Raw genomic sequence first — 13676 nt, forward strand, 5'->3', positions numbered from 1 at the left:
AACGACGCGCCCAGTGAGGGGGAATAGATCAATGGCAACCGATTACGACGCGCCACGCAAGACCGACGACGATCTGTCCGAGGACTCGCTGGAGGAACTCAAGAACCGGCGCATGGACAAGTCGTCGGGCATCGTCGACGTGGACGAGTCCGACCTGAACGAGTCCATGGAGCTCCCAGGTGCGGATCTGTCGAACGAGGAGCTGGCGGTCCGAGTGCTGCCTCGGCAGGCTGACGAGTTCACCTGCTCGCAGTGCTTCCTGGTTCACCACCGCAGCCAGCTGGCGAAGGAGAAGGACGGAATGCTCATCTGCCGCGACTGCGCGGCCTGAGCGACTCCGAACCCCTCACCGGCCGGTAGTCGTCTGACGCGCCGCCTCGAGCTCGGCCACGAGCCGCTCGGGGCGGCGCGTCGACACCAGCCAGTACGGAGTGGGGTCGGCGGTGTCGTCGACCCCGATACGCACCACCCCCGGCACGTACCCGCGGATCGCCACGTAGGCGCGGCGGTCGAGGCCGGGGCCACGCGCCGCCCGGGCGTCCTCGCCGGTCAGTGCCTCGGCCGGGCCGACCGCCGTCAGCGGGAGCCGCGCCCGCCCGACGCTGACGCCGTCGTCGTCCACGACGATCGCGAGCCGGCCGTAGGCGAGCAGCGCGGCGGCGCCGAGCACGAGCACCGCGCCGGCCGACGGCAGCGACACGCTCGGGCCGAACGGCAGCTCGTAGACCAGCCAGACCGACGCGGCCAGCCCCACGAGCAGCATCCACCATCGGGCCGGCACCACCAGGCGTTCGCGGTAGTGGGTCATTGTTGCAGCCTGCCACGCACCGTGAAGGTGGATCCCGCAGGGGTCAGTGTTCAGGGTGCCACGGATCGCCGGAGCCGAGCGGGTAGGGTCGTCGATCGTGACCGAACGGCAGCACGGGGCGCCGCCTCTCGACGGCGCGATCGAGCGGCATCGCGACGCGCCGGCGCCGGGTAGCACCATCGCCTCGCACTACCGCATGTGCGTCGGCTGCGGCCCGGACCACCCGACGGGGCTGCACGTCACCGTCGTGGCCGGTGAGGGCCTGACGGTGGCCGGCACGTTCACCGTCACCGACGACCACCAGGGCGCGCCCGGCCTGGCACACGGCGGCATGCTGTCGCTGGCCTTCGACGAGGTGCTCGGCTCCCTGATCTGGCTGATCGGCAAGCCGGCCGTCACCGGGCACCTCGAGACCAGCTACCGCCGTCCGGTCCCGGTCGGCACGACGCTGCACATCGACGCCGCGGTCGACCGCGCCGAAGGGCGGAAGATCTTCATGTCCGCCACCGGCCGCGAGAACGCGCCCGACGGCCCGGTGAGCGTCACCGCGTCGGCCGTCTTCATCGTCGTCCCGCCCACCCATTTCGCCGAGCACGGCCGCCCAGTGGCCGCGTCGGAGCTGTCCCCGGCGGCCGCGAGGGTCGCGGAGGTGAACCCGTGACCGATCGTCCCGTCGACGTCCTCATCACCCGGCTGGATCCCGAGGTGCCGCTGCCGGGCTACGCGCATCCGGGCGACGCCGGCGCCGACCTGGTCACGACCAGCGACGTCAGCATCCCGCCGGGGGAGCGGGCGATGGTGGGGACGGGCATCGCGATCGCCCTGCCCGCGGGATACGCTGCATTCGTCCACCCGCGTTCGGGTCTCGCGCACCGGCTCGGGGTCAGCATCGTCAACACGCCGGGCACGGTCGACGCGGGCTACCGGGGCGAGATCAAGGTGGTGCTGGTCAACCACGACCTACGGGAGCCGGCGGTGTTCGCGCGCGGAGACCGGATCGCTCAGCTGGTCCTCCAGCGGGTCGAGCGGGCCCGGTTCCACGAGGTCGAGCGGCTGCCGGGTTCGGCGCGAGGTGACGGCGGGTACGGGTCGACGGGCACGGCAAGCCAGGCCGGCGGCAGCGCCGGCGGTCGTTGAGACGAAGGGAACGGTCAGGTGTGGGGACGGCGGCGCCGCGACGGCGATGAGGACGAGCCCGAGGTCGAGGAGACCACGCAGGCGTCGTCGACGCCGTCGGGCTCGGGGTCCGGCGAGGCCGGCGACGAGGGCGACTCGCCCAAGAGCGACCGCACGGGCGGCCCGTTCGACGAGTCCGAGGTCGACCTCGACGAGGCGCGCAAGGGCCGCGTCGACCTCGGCGGACTGCTGGTCAAGGCCGCGCCCGGCATGAAGCTGCAACTGCAGGTCGACCAGCGCACCGGCAACGCCACCAGCGCCGTCCTCGCCGTCGAGGACGCCGCGGTGCAGCTGATCGCCGTCGCCGCGCCGCGCAGCTCGGGGCTGTGGGGCCAGACCCGCCTGCAGATCGCCCAGGACGCCCAGCGCCGCGGCGGCCGCGCCGAGGAGGCGTCCGGCCCGTTCGGCACCGAGGTCCGGCTGGTGATCCCGGTGCAGGCACCCGACGGCAAGCAGCTGCTGCAGCCGTCGCGAGTGTCGGCCATCGACGGCCCGCGCTGGATGCTCCGCGCCACGTTCCTCGGCAAGGCCACCAACGACGCCGCCACGTTCCAGCGGTTCGTCGAGCTGGTCAAGGAGACGGTGGTGATCCGCGGCCAGTCGCCGATGGCGCCGGGCGACGTCATCGTGCTGAAGCCGCCGGCCGGCAACCGCCCGGCCACCGACCCGTCTCAGCCGCTGCCGGCCTGAGCAGCGCATTTGCCGCCCGGAATATCCTATGAGCGTGGAAGAGAACACCGGGCGCCGCGGCATCTGGGGCGCCATCACCCGGTGGGTGGCCTCTGACGAAGAGGTCGAAGCCGAGGAACTGCGCGACGACGCGCGCGAGGCCGGCTGTCAGCCGCTGGCCGACGTGCAGGACCGCACCACCGTGCGGGTCCGCGGCGTGCTGCAGTCGGTGACGCTGCAGCCCCGCATGGGCACCCCCGCCCTCGAGGCCGACTTGTACGACGGCTCGGGTGCGGTGACACTGGTCTGGCTCGGACGGCGGCGCATCGCCGGCGTCAGCTGCGGACGCCGGCTGGTCGCGACCGGACGGGTGGCCACCCTCGACGGCCGCAGGGTCATGTACAACCCGCGATACGAGCTGCTGCCCGCAGGCATGGAGTGAGATGAGTCAAAGCGATCCCGGCGCCCCTGAGCGCGCCGGCCGGCCGAGCTGGGTCCAGGCCATCGCCGCCGACGAGCGGTTCCGCCCCAAGGACGTGCTCGGCCCGGCCGCCCTCCTCGACGCCGGGTTGCCGCTGGCCATCTTCACCGTCGTCTACACCGCCGCCGGCCGCGACCTCACGCTGTCGCTGTGGGTGGCGCTGGCCTCCGGCGTCGTGCTCGCCGTGGTGCGGCTGCTGCGCAAGGAGCCGCTGCAGAACGTCATCGCCGGCTTCCTGGGCGTCGGCATCGCCGCCTTCATGGCCAACCGCACCGGCCGGGCCGAGGACGTGTTCCTGCCCGGCCTGCTCATCAACGTCGGCTACGGGCTGGCCTACCTCGTGTCGATCATCGCCCGCTGGCCGCTGCTCGGCGTGTTCGTCGGGCTGGTCACCGGCCAGGGCATGGGCTGGCGTCGCGATCCCGCCCTGCTGCGCGCGTACACGCAGGCCAGCCTGCTGTGGGTCGGTATGTTCGCGCTGCGCCTGGCGGTCCAGGTGCCGCTGTACCTGTCCGGCGAGGACCAGATCGGCTGGCTGGCCGGCGCCCGCCTCGTCATGAGCTGGCCGCTGTTCCTGCTGGTCGCCTACCTGTCGTGGCTGATCATCCGGCCGGCGTACCGCGCCCACCAGGAGCGCGAGGCGGCTGCCGCCCCGCCCACCAAGCCCGACGCGGTCGACGGCTGACCCGGCGGGGGCTCCCCGTCCCCCTGCTGCCCCATTCTCTTGCCGCGGAACCGCGCCTCAAGCGGACCTAAGGGGCGCTTCGCGCCGACGGGACCGCTTGACCCGCGGTTCCGCGGCCAAGAACGGGCAGCTATCAGGGGGACGGGGAGGATGTGGGCACGCCTCGCCGTTGGCGTGCCCGTTTCGCGTGCTTTGTCGGATTGTGGATGGCGATGATCATCAACGATCGCCGACATCACGAGGATTACCCGAGCATCACCATGACTGTAGGGGTGTTGACGCTGGGGCAATCCTCGTGATGGCCCCCGAATCACGGCGAAATCTCATCAGGTGGACGCCGAACGACAGCAAACTCACACCGTAACGGGGCCAACGCCCAGACGACCGTCGCCGCTCTTCCCCCGTCCCCCTGATAGCTGCCCGTTCTTAGCCGCGTGCGCGCGGGTCAAGCGGTCATCGCCGCGCGAAGCGCCCAATGGTCCGCTTGAGGCGCGGTTGCGCGGCCAAGACAATCGGGCAGCAGGGGGACGGTCCAACGCGAACACCCAGGCCAACGCGGCAACCCCCGGCGACGGGCTCAGGCAACGTGGGGAGAGAGCAGGTCCTCGAGCTGCTTCTCCCGCTCCGGCGCGGCGACGAAGAGCAGCTCGTCGCCGGCCTCCAGGGGGAGGTCGGGCAGCGGGCTGTGGACGTGCTTGCCGCGGATGATCGACACCAGCGAGGTGTCGACCGGCCACGCGACGTCGGCGACCGCCGTGCCGACGATGGGGGAGTCGACCGGCAGCGTCAGCTCCACGAGGTTGGCCTCACCCTGCCGGAAGCTGAACAGGCGGACGAGGTCGCCGACGCTCACCGCCTCCTCGACCAGCGCGCTCATGATGCGCGGCGTGGACACCGAGACGTCGACGCCCCAGGACTCGTTGAACATCCACTCGTTGCGGGGGTGGTTCACCCGGGCGACCACGCGGGGCACGCCGAACTCCGTCTTGGCCAGCAGCGACACGACGAGGTTGACCTTGTCGTCGCCGGTGGCGGCGATGACGACGTTGCAGCGGTCGAGCGCCGCCTCCTCGAGCATGGACAGCTCGCAGGCGTCGGCCAGCAGCCACTCGGCCTCCGGCACGCTGGCGGCCTTGATCGCCTTGGTGTCCTTGTCGATCAGGAGCACGTCGTGGCCGTTGGCCAGCAGCTCCGACGCGATCGAGCGGCCGACGTTGCCGGCCCCGGCGATGGCGACGCGCATCAGATCTCCACCTCCGGGTCCTTCGCGAGCACCTGGGCGACGTACGGGATGCGGTCGGTGTTGACGAGGACGTGGACGAGGTCGCCGTCCTGGACGACGGTGCTGGACGTCGGCAGGACGCCCTCGCCGTAGCGGGTGAGGAACGCGATGCGGGCGCCGGACGCGTCCTCCAGCTTGTCGACGGTCTGGCCGATCCAGCCGTTGCTGACGTGGAACTCCGCCAGCTGGACGGTGCCGGTGGGGTCGACCCACTCCGTCTCGGCGCCCTCCGGGAACAGCCGGCGCAGGATCTGGTCGGCCGTCCACCGCACCGTCGCCACCGTCGGGATGCCCAGCCGCTGGTAGACCTCGGCCCGGCCGGGGTCGTAGATGCGGGCCACCACGTTGTCGACGCCGAACGTCTCGCGGGCCACCCGGGCGGCGAGAATGTTGGAGTTGTCGCCGCTGCTGACCGCGACGAACGCGTCGGCACGCTCGATGCCGGCCTCGATGAGCACGTCGCGGTCGAAGCCGACCCCGGCCACCGTCGAGCCCTCGAACCCGGGCTGCAGCCGGCGGAACGCCTCGGGGTTCTGGTCGACGATGGCGACGGTGTGATCGTGCGACTCGAGGATGTGCGCGACGGTCGAGCCGACCCTGCCGCAGCCCATGATGACGACGTGCACTGTGGTCCTCTCGCAACTCACCGGGGTCGCCCTTCTCAGCCGACGTTACACGTCCGCCGCGGAAGGCATACCATTGCCGATCGTGCCGAGCCTCGGCGATCTGTCCAAGCGGCTGCTCATCGGTCGCAAACTCCCCAGCGACCGCATGGGGCACACGCTGCTACCCAAGCGGCTGGCCCTGCCGGTGTTCGCCAGCGACCCGCTGTCGTCGGTCACGTACGCCACGCAGGAGATCCTGGTCATCCTGACGCTGGGCGGGCTGGCCTACCTGACGTTCACGCCGTGGGTCGCCGCGGTGGTCGTCCTGCTGCTGGTCACCGTCGTCGCGTCGTACCGGCAGCTGGTGCGGGCCTACCCCACCGGCGGCGGCGACTTCGAGGTCGCCAGCACCAACCTCGGCCCGACCGCGGGCATCATCGTCGCGAGCGCGCTGCTCATCGACTACATCCTGACGGTGGCCGTGTCGGTCAGCGCGGGCGTGGACAACCTCATCTCGGCCGTGCCCGAGCTGAACGAGTACCGCGTCCCCATCGCGATCGGGCTCGTGGTGCTGCTCTCGGCGATGAACCTGCGCGGCATCCGCGAGAGCGGCACCGCGTTCGCGATCCCGACCTACCTGTTCATCGTCGGCATCGGCGGGATGATCGTCTGGGGGCTCGGGAGGACGGTGTTCGGCGCGGACCCCGTCGCGGAGTCGGCCCAGTACGACGTCCATGCCGAGATGACCGATCTCAGCGGCCTCGCGCTGATGTTCCTGGTGCTGCGCGCGTTCGCGTCCGGCTGTACGGCCCTGACCGGTGTCGAGGCCATCGCCAACGGCGTGCCCGCCTTCCGCAAGCCCAAGGCGAAGAACGCGGCGACGACGCTGGCCATCATGGGCACGCTGTCCATCACGATGTTCAGCGGCATCACCGCTCTGGCCGTGATCGCCGACGTCCGCTACGTCGAGAACCCGTGCGACCTCGTCGGCTTCGACTGCACGCAGCCGCAGCCGACGGTCATCTCGCAGCTGGCCGAGGCGGTGTTCGGCGCCGACACCATCCCCTTCTACTACATCCAGGGCGCCGCGGCGCTGATCCTGATCCTGGCCGCGAACACCGCCTTCAACGGCTTCCCGCTGCTCGGCTCGATCCTCGCGCAGTACCGCTACGCGCCCCGTCAGCTGCACACCCGTGGCGACCGCCTGGTCTTCAGCAACGGCATCATCGTGCTCGCCCTGCTGGCGGGACTCCTGATCGTGGCGTTCGACGCCTCGGTGACGCGGCTGATCCAGCTGTACATCGTCGGTGTCTTCACGGCGTTCACGTTCGGCCAGACCGGCATGGTCCGGCACTGGAACCGGCTGCTGGCGGCCGGCCCGGCCGCGCCGGAACGACGGCAGATCCTGCGCTCGCGGGCCATCAACGCGGCCGGCGCCACCCTCACCGGCGTCGTGCTCGTGGTCGTGCTGATCACCAAGTTCACCCATGGGGCCTGGCTCGTCGTGGCGATGATGCCGCTGCTGTTCCTGCTGATGCGCGGCATCCGGCGGCACTACGACACCACCTCGGAGGAGCTGGCGGTCGAGGACTGGCCGGCCGAGTCGCTGCTGCCGTCGCGGGTCCACGCGGTCGTGCTGGTGTCGCGGCTGCACAAGCCGACGGTGCGGGCCATCGCCTACGCGCGCGCGGCACGGCCGGACATCATCGAGGCCATCACCGTCGACGTCGACGCCGACGCGACCGCCGCGCTGCTGGACGAGTGGGACCGGCACGACATCCCGGTGCCGCTGCGGGTGCTCGACTCTCCGTACCGCGAGATCACGCGGCCGGTGGTCGAGTACGTCCGGGCGATCCGCCGCGCCAGCCCGCGCGACGTCGTGACGGTGTACGTGCCCGAGTACGTGGTCGGGCACTGGTGGGAGCGGCTGCTGCACAACCAGAGCGTCTTCTGGCTCAAGGGCCGGCTGCTGTTCACCCCGGGCGTCATGGTGACGAGCGTGCCGTGGCAGCTGCGCTCCGCGGCGGCGGCCAAGGCCCGGGCGAAGGCCAAGCCGGCGCCCCGGGCGCCGGGTGACGTGCGGCGAGGCGGTCCCCGCTGAGCGGGCGGACGCGAACGGTCCGGGGCGAGTCCGTCGCCGGCACGGAGGTCGTGGTCGACGTCGGTCCCGTCGCGCACGGCGGCGTCTGCGTGGCCCGGCACGAGGGCCGCGCGGTCTTCGTCCGGCACGCGCTGCCCGGCGAGCGGGTGCGGGTCCGGGTCACCGAGGGCGGCACGGAGGACCGGTTCTGGCGCGGCGACGCCGTCGCCGTCCTGACGCCGTCGCCGGCCCGGGTGGAGCCGCCGTGCCCGTGGGCCGGTCCTGGGAAGTGCGGCGGCTGCGACTGGCAGCACGTGCTGCTGCCCGCACAGCGGTCGCTGAAGGCGGCGGTGGTCTCCGAACAGCTGGAGCGGCTGGCCGGGATCCGGCGCGAGGTGACGGTCGAGCCCGTGCCCGGCGACGACGACGGCCTCGGCTGGCGGACCCGCGTCACGTACGCCGTCGACGCCGCGACCGGGCGGGCCGGGCTGCGTCAGCACCGCTCGCACGAGGTCGTGCCGATCGACTGGTGCCGCATCGCCCACCCCGAGGTCCGCGCGGCCCGCGTCGAGGAAGGCGAGTGGGCGGGCGCGGCGACGGTCGAGGTGGTCGCCGCGAACACGGGGGAGCGGCAGATCCTGGTCGACGGCGAGGTCGTGGAGGGCCGCGGGTACGTCGTCGAGGAGGCCGCCGGACGGCGCTGGCGGGTCAGCAGCGGCGGGTTCTGGCAGGTCCACCCGGGTGCGGCGGCCACGCTGACCGGCGCCGTGCTCGACGGCGTCCAGGCCCGGCCCGGCGAGACCGCGCTCGACCTCTACTGCGGCGTCGGCCTCTTCGCCGGCGCGCTGGCGCCGCTGGTCGGCCGGACGGGGACGGTCGTGGGGATCGAGGGGGCGCGGCAGGCGGTCGCCGACGCCAACCGCAACCTGCACGACGTCCCCTGGGTGCGGCTGCTGGCCGGCCGGGTCGACCGCGTGCTGTCCGGCACCGGCCCGGCGGGCGTGCCCGACGCCGTCGACGTCGTCGTCCTGGACCCGCCGCGTGAGGGCGCCAAGGCCGCCGTCGTCCGGCAGATCGCCGCCCGGCGGCCGCGGGTGGTCGCCTACGTCGCCTGCGACCCTGCCGCGCTGGCCCGCGACCTCGCCACGTTCGCCGGTCTGGGCTACCGGCTCAGCGGCCTGCGCGCGTTCGACCTGTTCCCCATGACCCACCACGTCGAGTGCGTGGCGATCTTGCATCCCGCGAACTGATCACCCGTCCCGGCCGCCGTGGACTATCCTGGACGATGGCGAACCAGCGGCGACGTTTCGGGAGGTGAGGCTGCCATGCGCAGTGAGCCTCCTAGTCATGCGTCGCAGGACACCGGGGCCGAGGACAACTGATGTCCGGCGGCCGGGTGTTCCTGCGTCCCTCGGCACCCGTCACCGTCCGCATCACCGCCATGGGAGCGACGCCATGCCTCCTCGCCGTCAGCGCGCCTTGCGCGTCATCCGCCCGGCCCTGCGCCGTCAGGGCCGCGGCGACACCGTGACCGACCGTACCCACCACGAGCCGGAGCCCACCGAGCCCCGGTCGAGCATCGTCGACGCCGCGCTCTACCGCGACGGCAAGCGCATCAGCACGCCCAGCTCGCTGGCCGAGACGTACCGCCAGCTGCGCGCCGACGCCGAGGCGATGGCCTGGATCGGCCTGTACAAGCCGAGCGACGCCGAGCTGCTGTCGCTGGCCGACGAGTTCGACCTGCACCCGCTGGCCGTCGAGGACGCCATGGAGGCGCACCAGCGGCCCAAGCTCGAGCGGTACGGCGAGACCCTCTTCGTGGTGCTGCGCGCGGCGCGTTACCTCGACGCCGCCGAGGAGGTCGACTTCGCCGAGCTGCACCTGTTCGTCGGGCCCGGCTTCGTCATCACCGTCCGGCACGGCGCGGCGCCCAACCTGTCCGCCGTCCGCCGGCGCATGGAGGACGACCCCGAGCTGCTGCGCCTGGGTCCCGAGGCCGTGCTGTACGCCGTCCTCGACTCCGTCGTCGACGGCTACGTCCCGGTCGTCAACGGCGTCAGCAACGACGTCGACGAGATCGAGGTGCAGGTGTTCGGCCGCGACCCCAAGGTGTCGCGGCGCATCTACGAGCTGTCGCGCGAGGTGCTGGAGTTCCAGCGGGCCACCCGGCCGCTGGCCACCATGATGGCCGGGCTCGAGGCCGGCTTCGAGAAGTACGGCACCGACGAGGAACTGCAGCGCTACCTGCGCGACGTCGCCGACCACGTCACGGAGGTGACGGAGCGGGTCGACGGCTTCCGCCAGGTGCTCTCCGACATCCTGGCCGTCAACGCGACGCTGGTGACGCAGCAGCAGAACGAGGAGATGAAGTCGCTGACGGAGGCCAGCTTCGAGCAGAACGAGGAGATCAAGAAGATCTCCTCGTGGGCGGCCATCCTGTTCGCGCCGACGCTGGTCGGGACCATCTACGGCATGAACTTCGACAACATGCCCGAGACCCACTGGGCGTTCGGCTACCCGTTCGCGCTGCTGCTCATGGCGATCGTCTGCGCCACGCTGTTCGTCGTGTTCCGGAAGAAGGACTGGCTCTGAAGGCTGTTCGGCGGCCGTGAAAAGCTGAACCCATGCAGCTACGGATCTTCACCGAGCCCCAGCAGGGCGCGAGCTACGACGACCTGCTGGCGGTCGCGCAGGCGACCGAGCGGCTCGGCTTCGACGCCTTCTTCCGTTCCGACCACTACCTGAAGATGGGTTCCGTCAGCGGGTTGCCCGGCCCGACCGACGCGTGGACGACGCTGGCCGGGCTGGCCCGCGAGACGTCGCGCATCCGGCTCGGCACGCTGGTGTCGTCGGCGACCTTCCGGCACCCCGGTGTGCTGGCCATCCAGGTCGCGCAGGTCGACCAGATGTCCGGCGGACGGGTCGAGCTGGGGCTGGGCGCCGGCTGGTACGCGCAGGAGCACGCGGCGTACGGCATCCCGTTCCCCGAGAAGCGGTTCGGCCTGCTCGAAGAGCAGTTCGCCGTCATCACCGGCCTGTGGAACACCCCGCCCGGGTCGACGTTCGACTTCGCCGGTGAGCACTACACGCTGTCCGACTCGCCGGGGCTGCCGAAGCCCGTGCAGCAGCCCGTGCCGCTCATCGTCGGCGGCAACGGCCCGCGCCGCACGCCCGCGCTGGCCGCGAAGTACGCCGCCGAGTACAACACCTCGTTCCCGGCGAAGGCCGAGATCGGCGACCGGTTCCTGGCCGTGCGCAAGGCCTGCGAGGAGGCCGGCCGCGACCCCGACTCGCTGGTGTACTCGGTGGCGCTGGTGGCCTGCGTCGGGGCCGATGAGGCCGAGTTCGCCCGGCGTGCCGCGGCGATCGGCCGCGAGCCGTCCGAGGTGCGCCAGAACGGTCTGGCCGGCACGCCGCAGGAGGTGGTCGACGGCATCAACGCCATCCGCGAGCTCGGCGGCAGCCGCGTCTACCTGCAGATCCTCGACCTCGGCGACCTCGACCACCTCGAGCTGATCGCCGCCGAGGTCGCCCAGCACGTCCAGGGCTGACCACACCACATCCCCAAGTTGATCGTGGAGTTGTTCGGCCATCTATCGGACATTTCGCCCCGTATTCGCCGAACAACTCCACGATCAACGCCGGGTGGGGTTTCCGCCTACTCCACGGTGACCGACTTCGCGAGGTTGCGCGGCTTGTCCACGTCGTGGCCGAGCGTCAGCGCCGCGTGGTAGGCGAGCAGCTGGAGCGGGATCGTCAGCAGCAGCGGGTCCAGCTCCGGCTCGCTCTTCGGCACGGTGATCACCTGGCCGGCCGCGACGCCGAGGTCGACGCCGTCGTGCGTCACCACGACCAGCGGGCCGGACCGCGCGGTGATCTCCTGCAGCGCACCGAGGTTGCGGTCGAGCAGCTCGTCGTCGGGGACGATGGCGACGGTCGGCAGGTCCGGGCCGACCAGCGCCAGCGGGCCGTGCTTGAGCTCGGAGGTCTGGTAGGCCTCGGCGTGCCGGTAGGAGATCTCCTTGAGCTTCTGGGCGCCCTCCCGTGCGACGGGGAAGCCGCGGGTGCGGCCGACGAAGAACAGGCTCGGCGCCTGGGCGAGTTCCTTCGCGACGGCGGCCAGGTGGTCCTCGTCGGCGAGGATGCTCTCGATCTGCTCCGGCAGCGCCTGCAGCGCCGTGATGAGGCGGCGCCCGTCGGCCGGCGAGACGTCGCGGATGCGGCCGAGGTGCAGGCCGAGCAGCGCGAAGCCGACCATCATGTTCGTCAGCGCCTTCGTCGACGCGACCGCGACCTCCGGGCCGGCGTGCAGGTAGACGCCGCCGTCGCACTCGCGCGCGATGCTCGACCCGACCGCGTTGACCAGGCCGATCACCCGGCCACCCTTGCGCTTCAGCTCCTGGACGGCGACCAGCGTGTCGTACGTCTCGCCGGACTGGCTGACGGCGACGTAGAGGGTGTCCTTCTCGATGACGGGGTTGCGGTAGCGGAACTCCGAGGCCGGCTCGGCGTCGGCCGGGATGCGGGCGACCTCCTCGATGAACTGCGCCCCGGCCTGCCCGGCGTAGTAGGCCGAGCCGCAGCCGAGGATCTTCACCCGGCGGAACTCGCGCAGCTCGCGGGCGTCCATCTCCAGGCCGCCGAGGCGGACGGTGTGGAACCGCTCGTCCAGCCGGCCCTTGAGGGCGCGGCGGACGGCGTCGGGCTGCTCGGCGATCTCCTTGTGCATGAAGTGCTCATGGCCGTCGGTGCCGTAGTCGGAGGCGTCCCAGTCGACGGTGATCGCGGTCTTGGTGGTGCGGGCGTCGCGGGTGAACGTCTGGTAGCCGTCGGCTCGGAGCGTGGCCAGCTCGCCGTCGTCGAGGTGGACGACCTGCTTGGTGTAGCGGACGAGGGCGGCGGTGTCGCTGGCGACGTGCATCTCGCGGTCGCCGATGCCGAGGATGATCGGGCTGCCGTTGCGGGCGACGACGATGCGGTCGGGGTGCGCGTGGTCGAGGACGGCGAGGCCGTAGGTGCCCTCGATGCGGGCGAGGGCGGCGAGGACGGCCTGCTCGAGGGTGTCGTCGCTGGTCCGGGCGCGCGCGATGAGGTGCGCCAGCACCTCGGTGTCGGTGTCGGACGTCAGCTCGACGCCGTCGGCCGTCAGCTCGGCGCGCAGCTGGGCGGCGTTGTCGATGATGCCGTTGTGGACGACGGCGACCCGGCCGTCCGCGCTGAGCTGCGGGTGGGCGTTACGCTGCGATGGGACGCCGTGGGTGGCCCAGCGCGTGTGGCCGATGCCGACCTTGCCGGCGAACCGCTTCGGCAGGCTCGCCTCGAGCTCGCGGACCCGGACGGCGTCGCGGTGCAGCCTGATCTCGCTCGGGCCGAGGACGGCGACGCCGGCGGAGTCGTAGCCGCGGTACTCCAGCCGCGCCAGGCCGTCGACCAGGATGGGGGCGGCCGGCTTCGCGCCGACGTATCCGACGATTCCGCACATGGTCGCGTGATCCTCTCGTTGGGGTGTGTCCAGTCGGGTGGCCGGGGTGCGGCCAGGGGACGGCGTCAGGCGGACGGCGTCAGCCGTAGACGATGCGGCGCAGCTGACGCGCCGACAGCTCGGGCGCGCGGACCGGCCGGTGCGCCAGCTCGGCGCGGATCCGCTCGAAGATCTCCTCGTTCTTCCCGCCGCGCACCTGCAGCTCGTGGTGGCGCCGTCGCACGTACTCCTCGACCGGCTCGGAGAAGTACGCCGCGACGTCGGCGACGATCCGCCGCACCTCGCCGGCCGGCAGCCCCGTCGTCCTGATGATCTGCTCGACGAGATCCGCGGCGGTGTGGGTCACGGGTCACACCATGCCCGCGTGGAGGCGGGATCGCCAAGAATCTGCCCGGAATCGGGCAGGGA

The 13676-nt window shown here is 71.8% G+C and carries 15 protein-coding genes; 10 read left to right on the plus strand and 5 right to left on the minus strand.

Translation table 11 applies throughout. The features are described 5' to 3' along the window. Positions 1–31 precede the first annotated feature (31 nt). Positions 32–331: a DUF4193 domain-containing protein gene (locus DY240_RS05910; RefSeq protein WP_046770085.1), complete on the plus strand. Its 300-nt coding sequence runs from the start codon at positions 32–34 to the stop codon at positions 329–331. Positions 332–346: 15 nt separating this feature from the next. On the opposite strand, the gene DY240_RS05915 is transcribed toward DY240_RS05910, so the two are convergent. Further along, positions 347–808 (minus strand): DUF3093 domain-containing protein, encoded by a 462-nt coding sequence (locus tag DY240_RS05915; protein WP_158602753.1) that lies wholly within the window; start codon positions 806–808, stop codon positions 347–349. A gap of 97 nt (positions 809–905) precedes the next feature. On the opposite strand from DY240_RS05915, the gene DY240_RS05920 reads away from it, so the two are divergent. Genes DY240_RS05920 through DY240_RS05940 form a run of 5 tightly spaced genes read left to right on the plus strand, consistent with a single transcriptional unit; the run spans position 906 to position 3819 of the window. Beyond that, positions 906–1469 carry a PaaI family thioesterase gene (locus DY240_RS05920; protein ID WP_233552623.1) on the plus strand — a complete coding sequence of 188 codons (564 nt, stop codon included), beginning with the start codon at positions 906–908 and terminating at the stop codon, positions 1467–1469. Next, a complete protein-coding gene (dut, locus tag DY240_RS05925; protein WP_119659029.1) occupies positions 1466–1945 on the plus strand; it encodes a dUTP diphosphatase in 480 nt (159 codons plus the stop codon). Before DY240_RS05920 ends, dut begins: the two co-directional genes overlap by 4 nt. A gap of 18 nt (positions 1946–1963) precedes the next feature. Next, a complete protein-coding gene (locus tag DY240_RS05930; protein ID WP_119659030.1) occupies positions 1964–2674 on the plus strand; it encodes a DUF3710 domain-containing protein in 711 nt (236 codons plus the stop codon). A gap of 28 nt (positions 2675–2702) precedes the next feature. After that, positions 2703–3095, plus strand: coding sequence for an OB-fold nucleic acid binding domain-containing protein (locus DY240_RS05935; protein WP_119659031.1), 393 nt, complete (start codon positions 2703–2705; stop codon positions 3093–3095). Between the two features lies 1 nt (position 3096). Next, positions 3097–3819, plus strand: a complete 723-nt coding sequence (locus DY240_RS05940) for a DUF3159 domain-containing protein (RefSeq protein ID WP_119659032.1) — start codon at positions 3097–3099, stop codon at positions 3817–3819. 577 nt (positions 3820–4396) lie between these two features. Here the strand turns inward: DY240_RS05940 and DY240_RS05945 are convergent. Then, a complete protein-coding gene (locus tag DY240_RS05945) occupies positions 4397–5062 on the minus strand; it encodes a potassium channel family protein (RefSeq protein WP_119659033.1) in 666 nt (221 codons plus the stop codon). After that, entirely contained in the window at positions 5062–5727 is a 666-nt protein-coding gene (locus DY240_RS05950) for a potassium channel family protein (protein ID WP_119659034.1), read from the minus strand. Before DY240_RS05950 ends, DY240_RS05945 begins: the two co-directional genes overlap by 1 nt. 145 nt (positions 5728–5872) lie before the next feature. Between DY240_RS05950 and DY240_RS05955 the strand changes: the two genes are divergently transcribed. The 4 genes from DY240_RS05955 to DY240_RS05970 all read left to right on the plus strand — a co-directional run bounded on the left by DY240_RS05955 (position 5873) and on the right by DY240_RS05970 (position 11337). Continuing rightward, positions 5873–7807 (plus strand): APC family permease, encoded by a 1935-nt coding sequence (locus tag DY240_RS05955; protein WP_407659283.1) that lies wholly within the window; start codon positions 5873–5875, stop codon positions 7805–7807. Positions 7808–7857: 50 nt separating this feature from the next. Further along, the gene (locus DY240_RS05960) at positions 7858–9036 is read left to right on the plus strand and encodes a class I SAM-dependent RNA methyltransferase (RefSeq protein WP_233552624.1); all 1179 of its coding nucleotides are present in this window, start codon (positions 7858–7860) and stop codon (positions 9034–9036) included. Between the two features lie 205 nt (positions 9037–9241). Further along, entirely contained in the window at positions 9242–10378 is a 1137-nt protein-coding gene (locus DY240_RS05965) for a magnesium and cobalt transport protein CorA (protein WP_119659036.1), read from the plus strand. A 32-nt stretch (positions 10379–10410) separates the two neighbouring features. Then, positions 10411–11337: an LLM class F420-dependent oxidoreductase gene (locus DY240_RS05970; protein ID WP_119659037.1), complete on the plus strand. Its 927-nt coding sequence runs from the start codon at positions 10411–10413 to the stop codon at positions 11335–11337. Between the two features lie 107 nt (positions 11338–11444). On the opposite strand, the gene glmS is transcribed toward DY240_RS05970, so the two are convergent. Both glmS and DY240_RS05980 read right to left on the minus strand, forming a co-directional pair. Then, positions 11445–13268, minus strand: coding sequence for a glutamine--fructose-6-phosphate transaminase (isomerizing) (glmS, locus tag DY240_RS05975; RefSeq protein WP_119659038.1), 1824 nt, complete (start codon positions 13266–13268; stop codon positions 11445–11447). Positions 13269–13347: 79 nt separating this feature from the next. Next, the gene (locus tag DY240_RS05980) at positions 13348–13614 is read right to left on the minus strand and encodes a hypothetical protein (RefSeq protein ID WP_119659039.1); all 267 of its coding nucleotides are present in this window, start codon (positions 13612–13614) and stop codon (positions 13348–13350) included. Between the last annotated feature and the right edge of the window lie 62 nt (positions 13615–13676).

Source organism: Jiangella rhizosphaerae, from assembly GCF_003579925.1.
GTDB lineage: Bacteria > Actinomycetota > Actinomycetes > Jiangellales > Jiangellaceae > Jiangella > Jiangella rhizosphaerae.

Coding starts and splice junctions, on each gene's coding strand:
- DY240_RS05970 (WP_119659037.1), top strand. CDS start 10,411: ATGCAGCTACGGATCTTCACCGAGCCCCAGCAGGGCGCGAGCTACGAC.
- glmS (WP_119659038.1), bottom strand. CDS start 13,268: ATGTGCGGAATCGTCGGATACGTCGGCGCGAAGCCGGCCGCCCCCATC.
- DY240_RS05940 (WP_119659032.1), top strand. CDS start 3,097: ATGAGTCAAAGCGATCCCGGCGCCCCTGAGCGCGCCGGCCGGCCGAGC.
- DY240_RS05910 (WP_046770085.1), top strand. CDS start 32: ATGGCAACCGATTACGACGCGCCACGCAAGACCGACGACGATCTGTCC.
- DY240_RS05945 (WP_119659033.1), bottom strand. CDS start 5,062: ATGCGCGTCGCCATCGCCGGGGCCGGCAACGTCGGCCGCTCGATCGCG.
- DY240_RS05955 (WP_407659283.1), top strand. CDS start 5,873: ATGGGGCACACGCTGCTACCCAAGCGGCTGGCCCTGCCGGTGTTCGCC.
- DY240_RS05965 (WP_119659036.1), top strand. CDS start 9,242: ATGCCTCCTCGCCGTCAGCGCGCCTTGCGCGTCATCCGCCCGGCCCTG.
- DY240_RS05915 (WP_158602753.1), bottom strand. CDS start 808: ATGACCCACTACCGCGAACGCCTGGTGGTGCCGGCCCGATGGTGGATG.
- DY240_RS05935 (WP_119659031.1), top strand. CDS start 2,703: ATGAGCGTGGAAGAGAACACCGGGCGCCGCGGCATCTGGGGCGCCATC.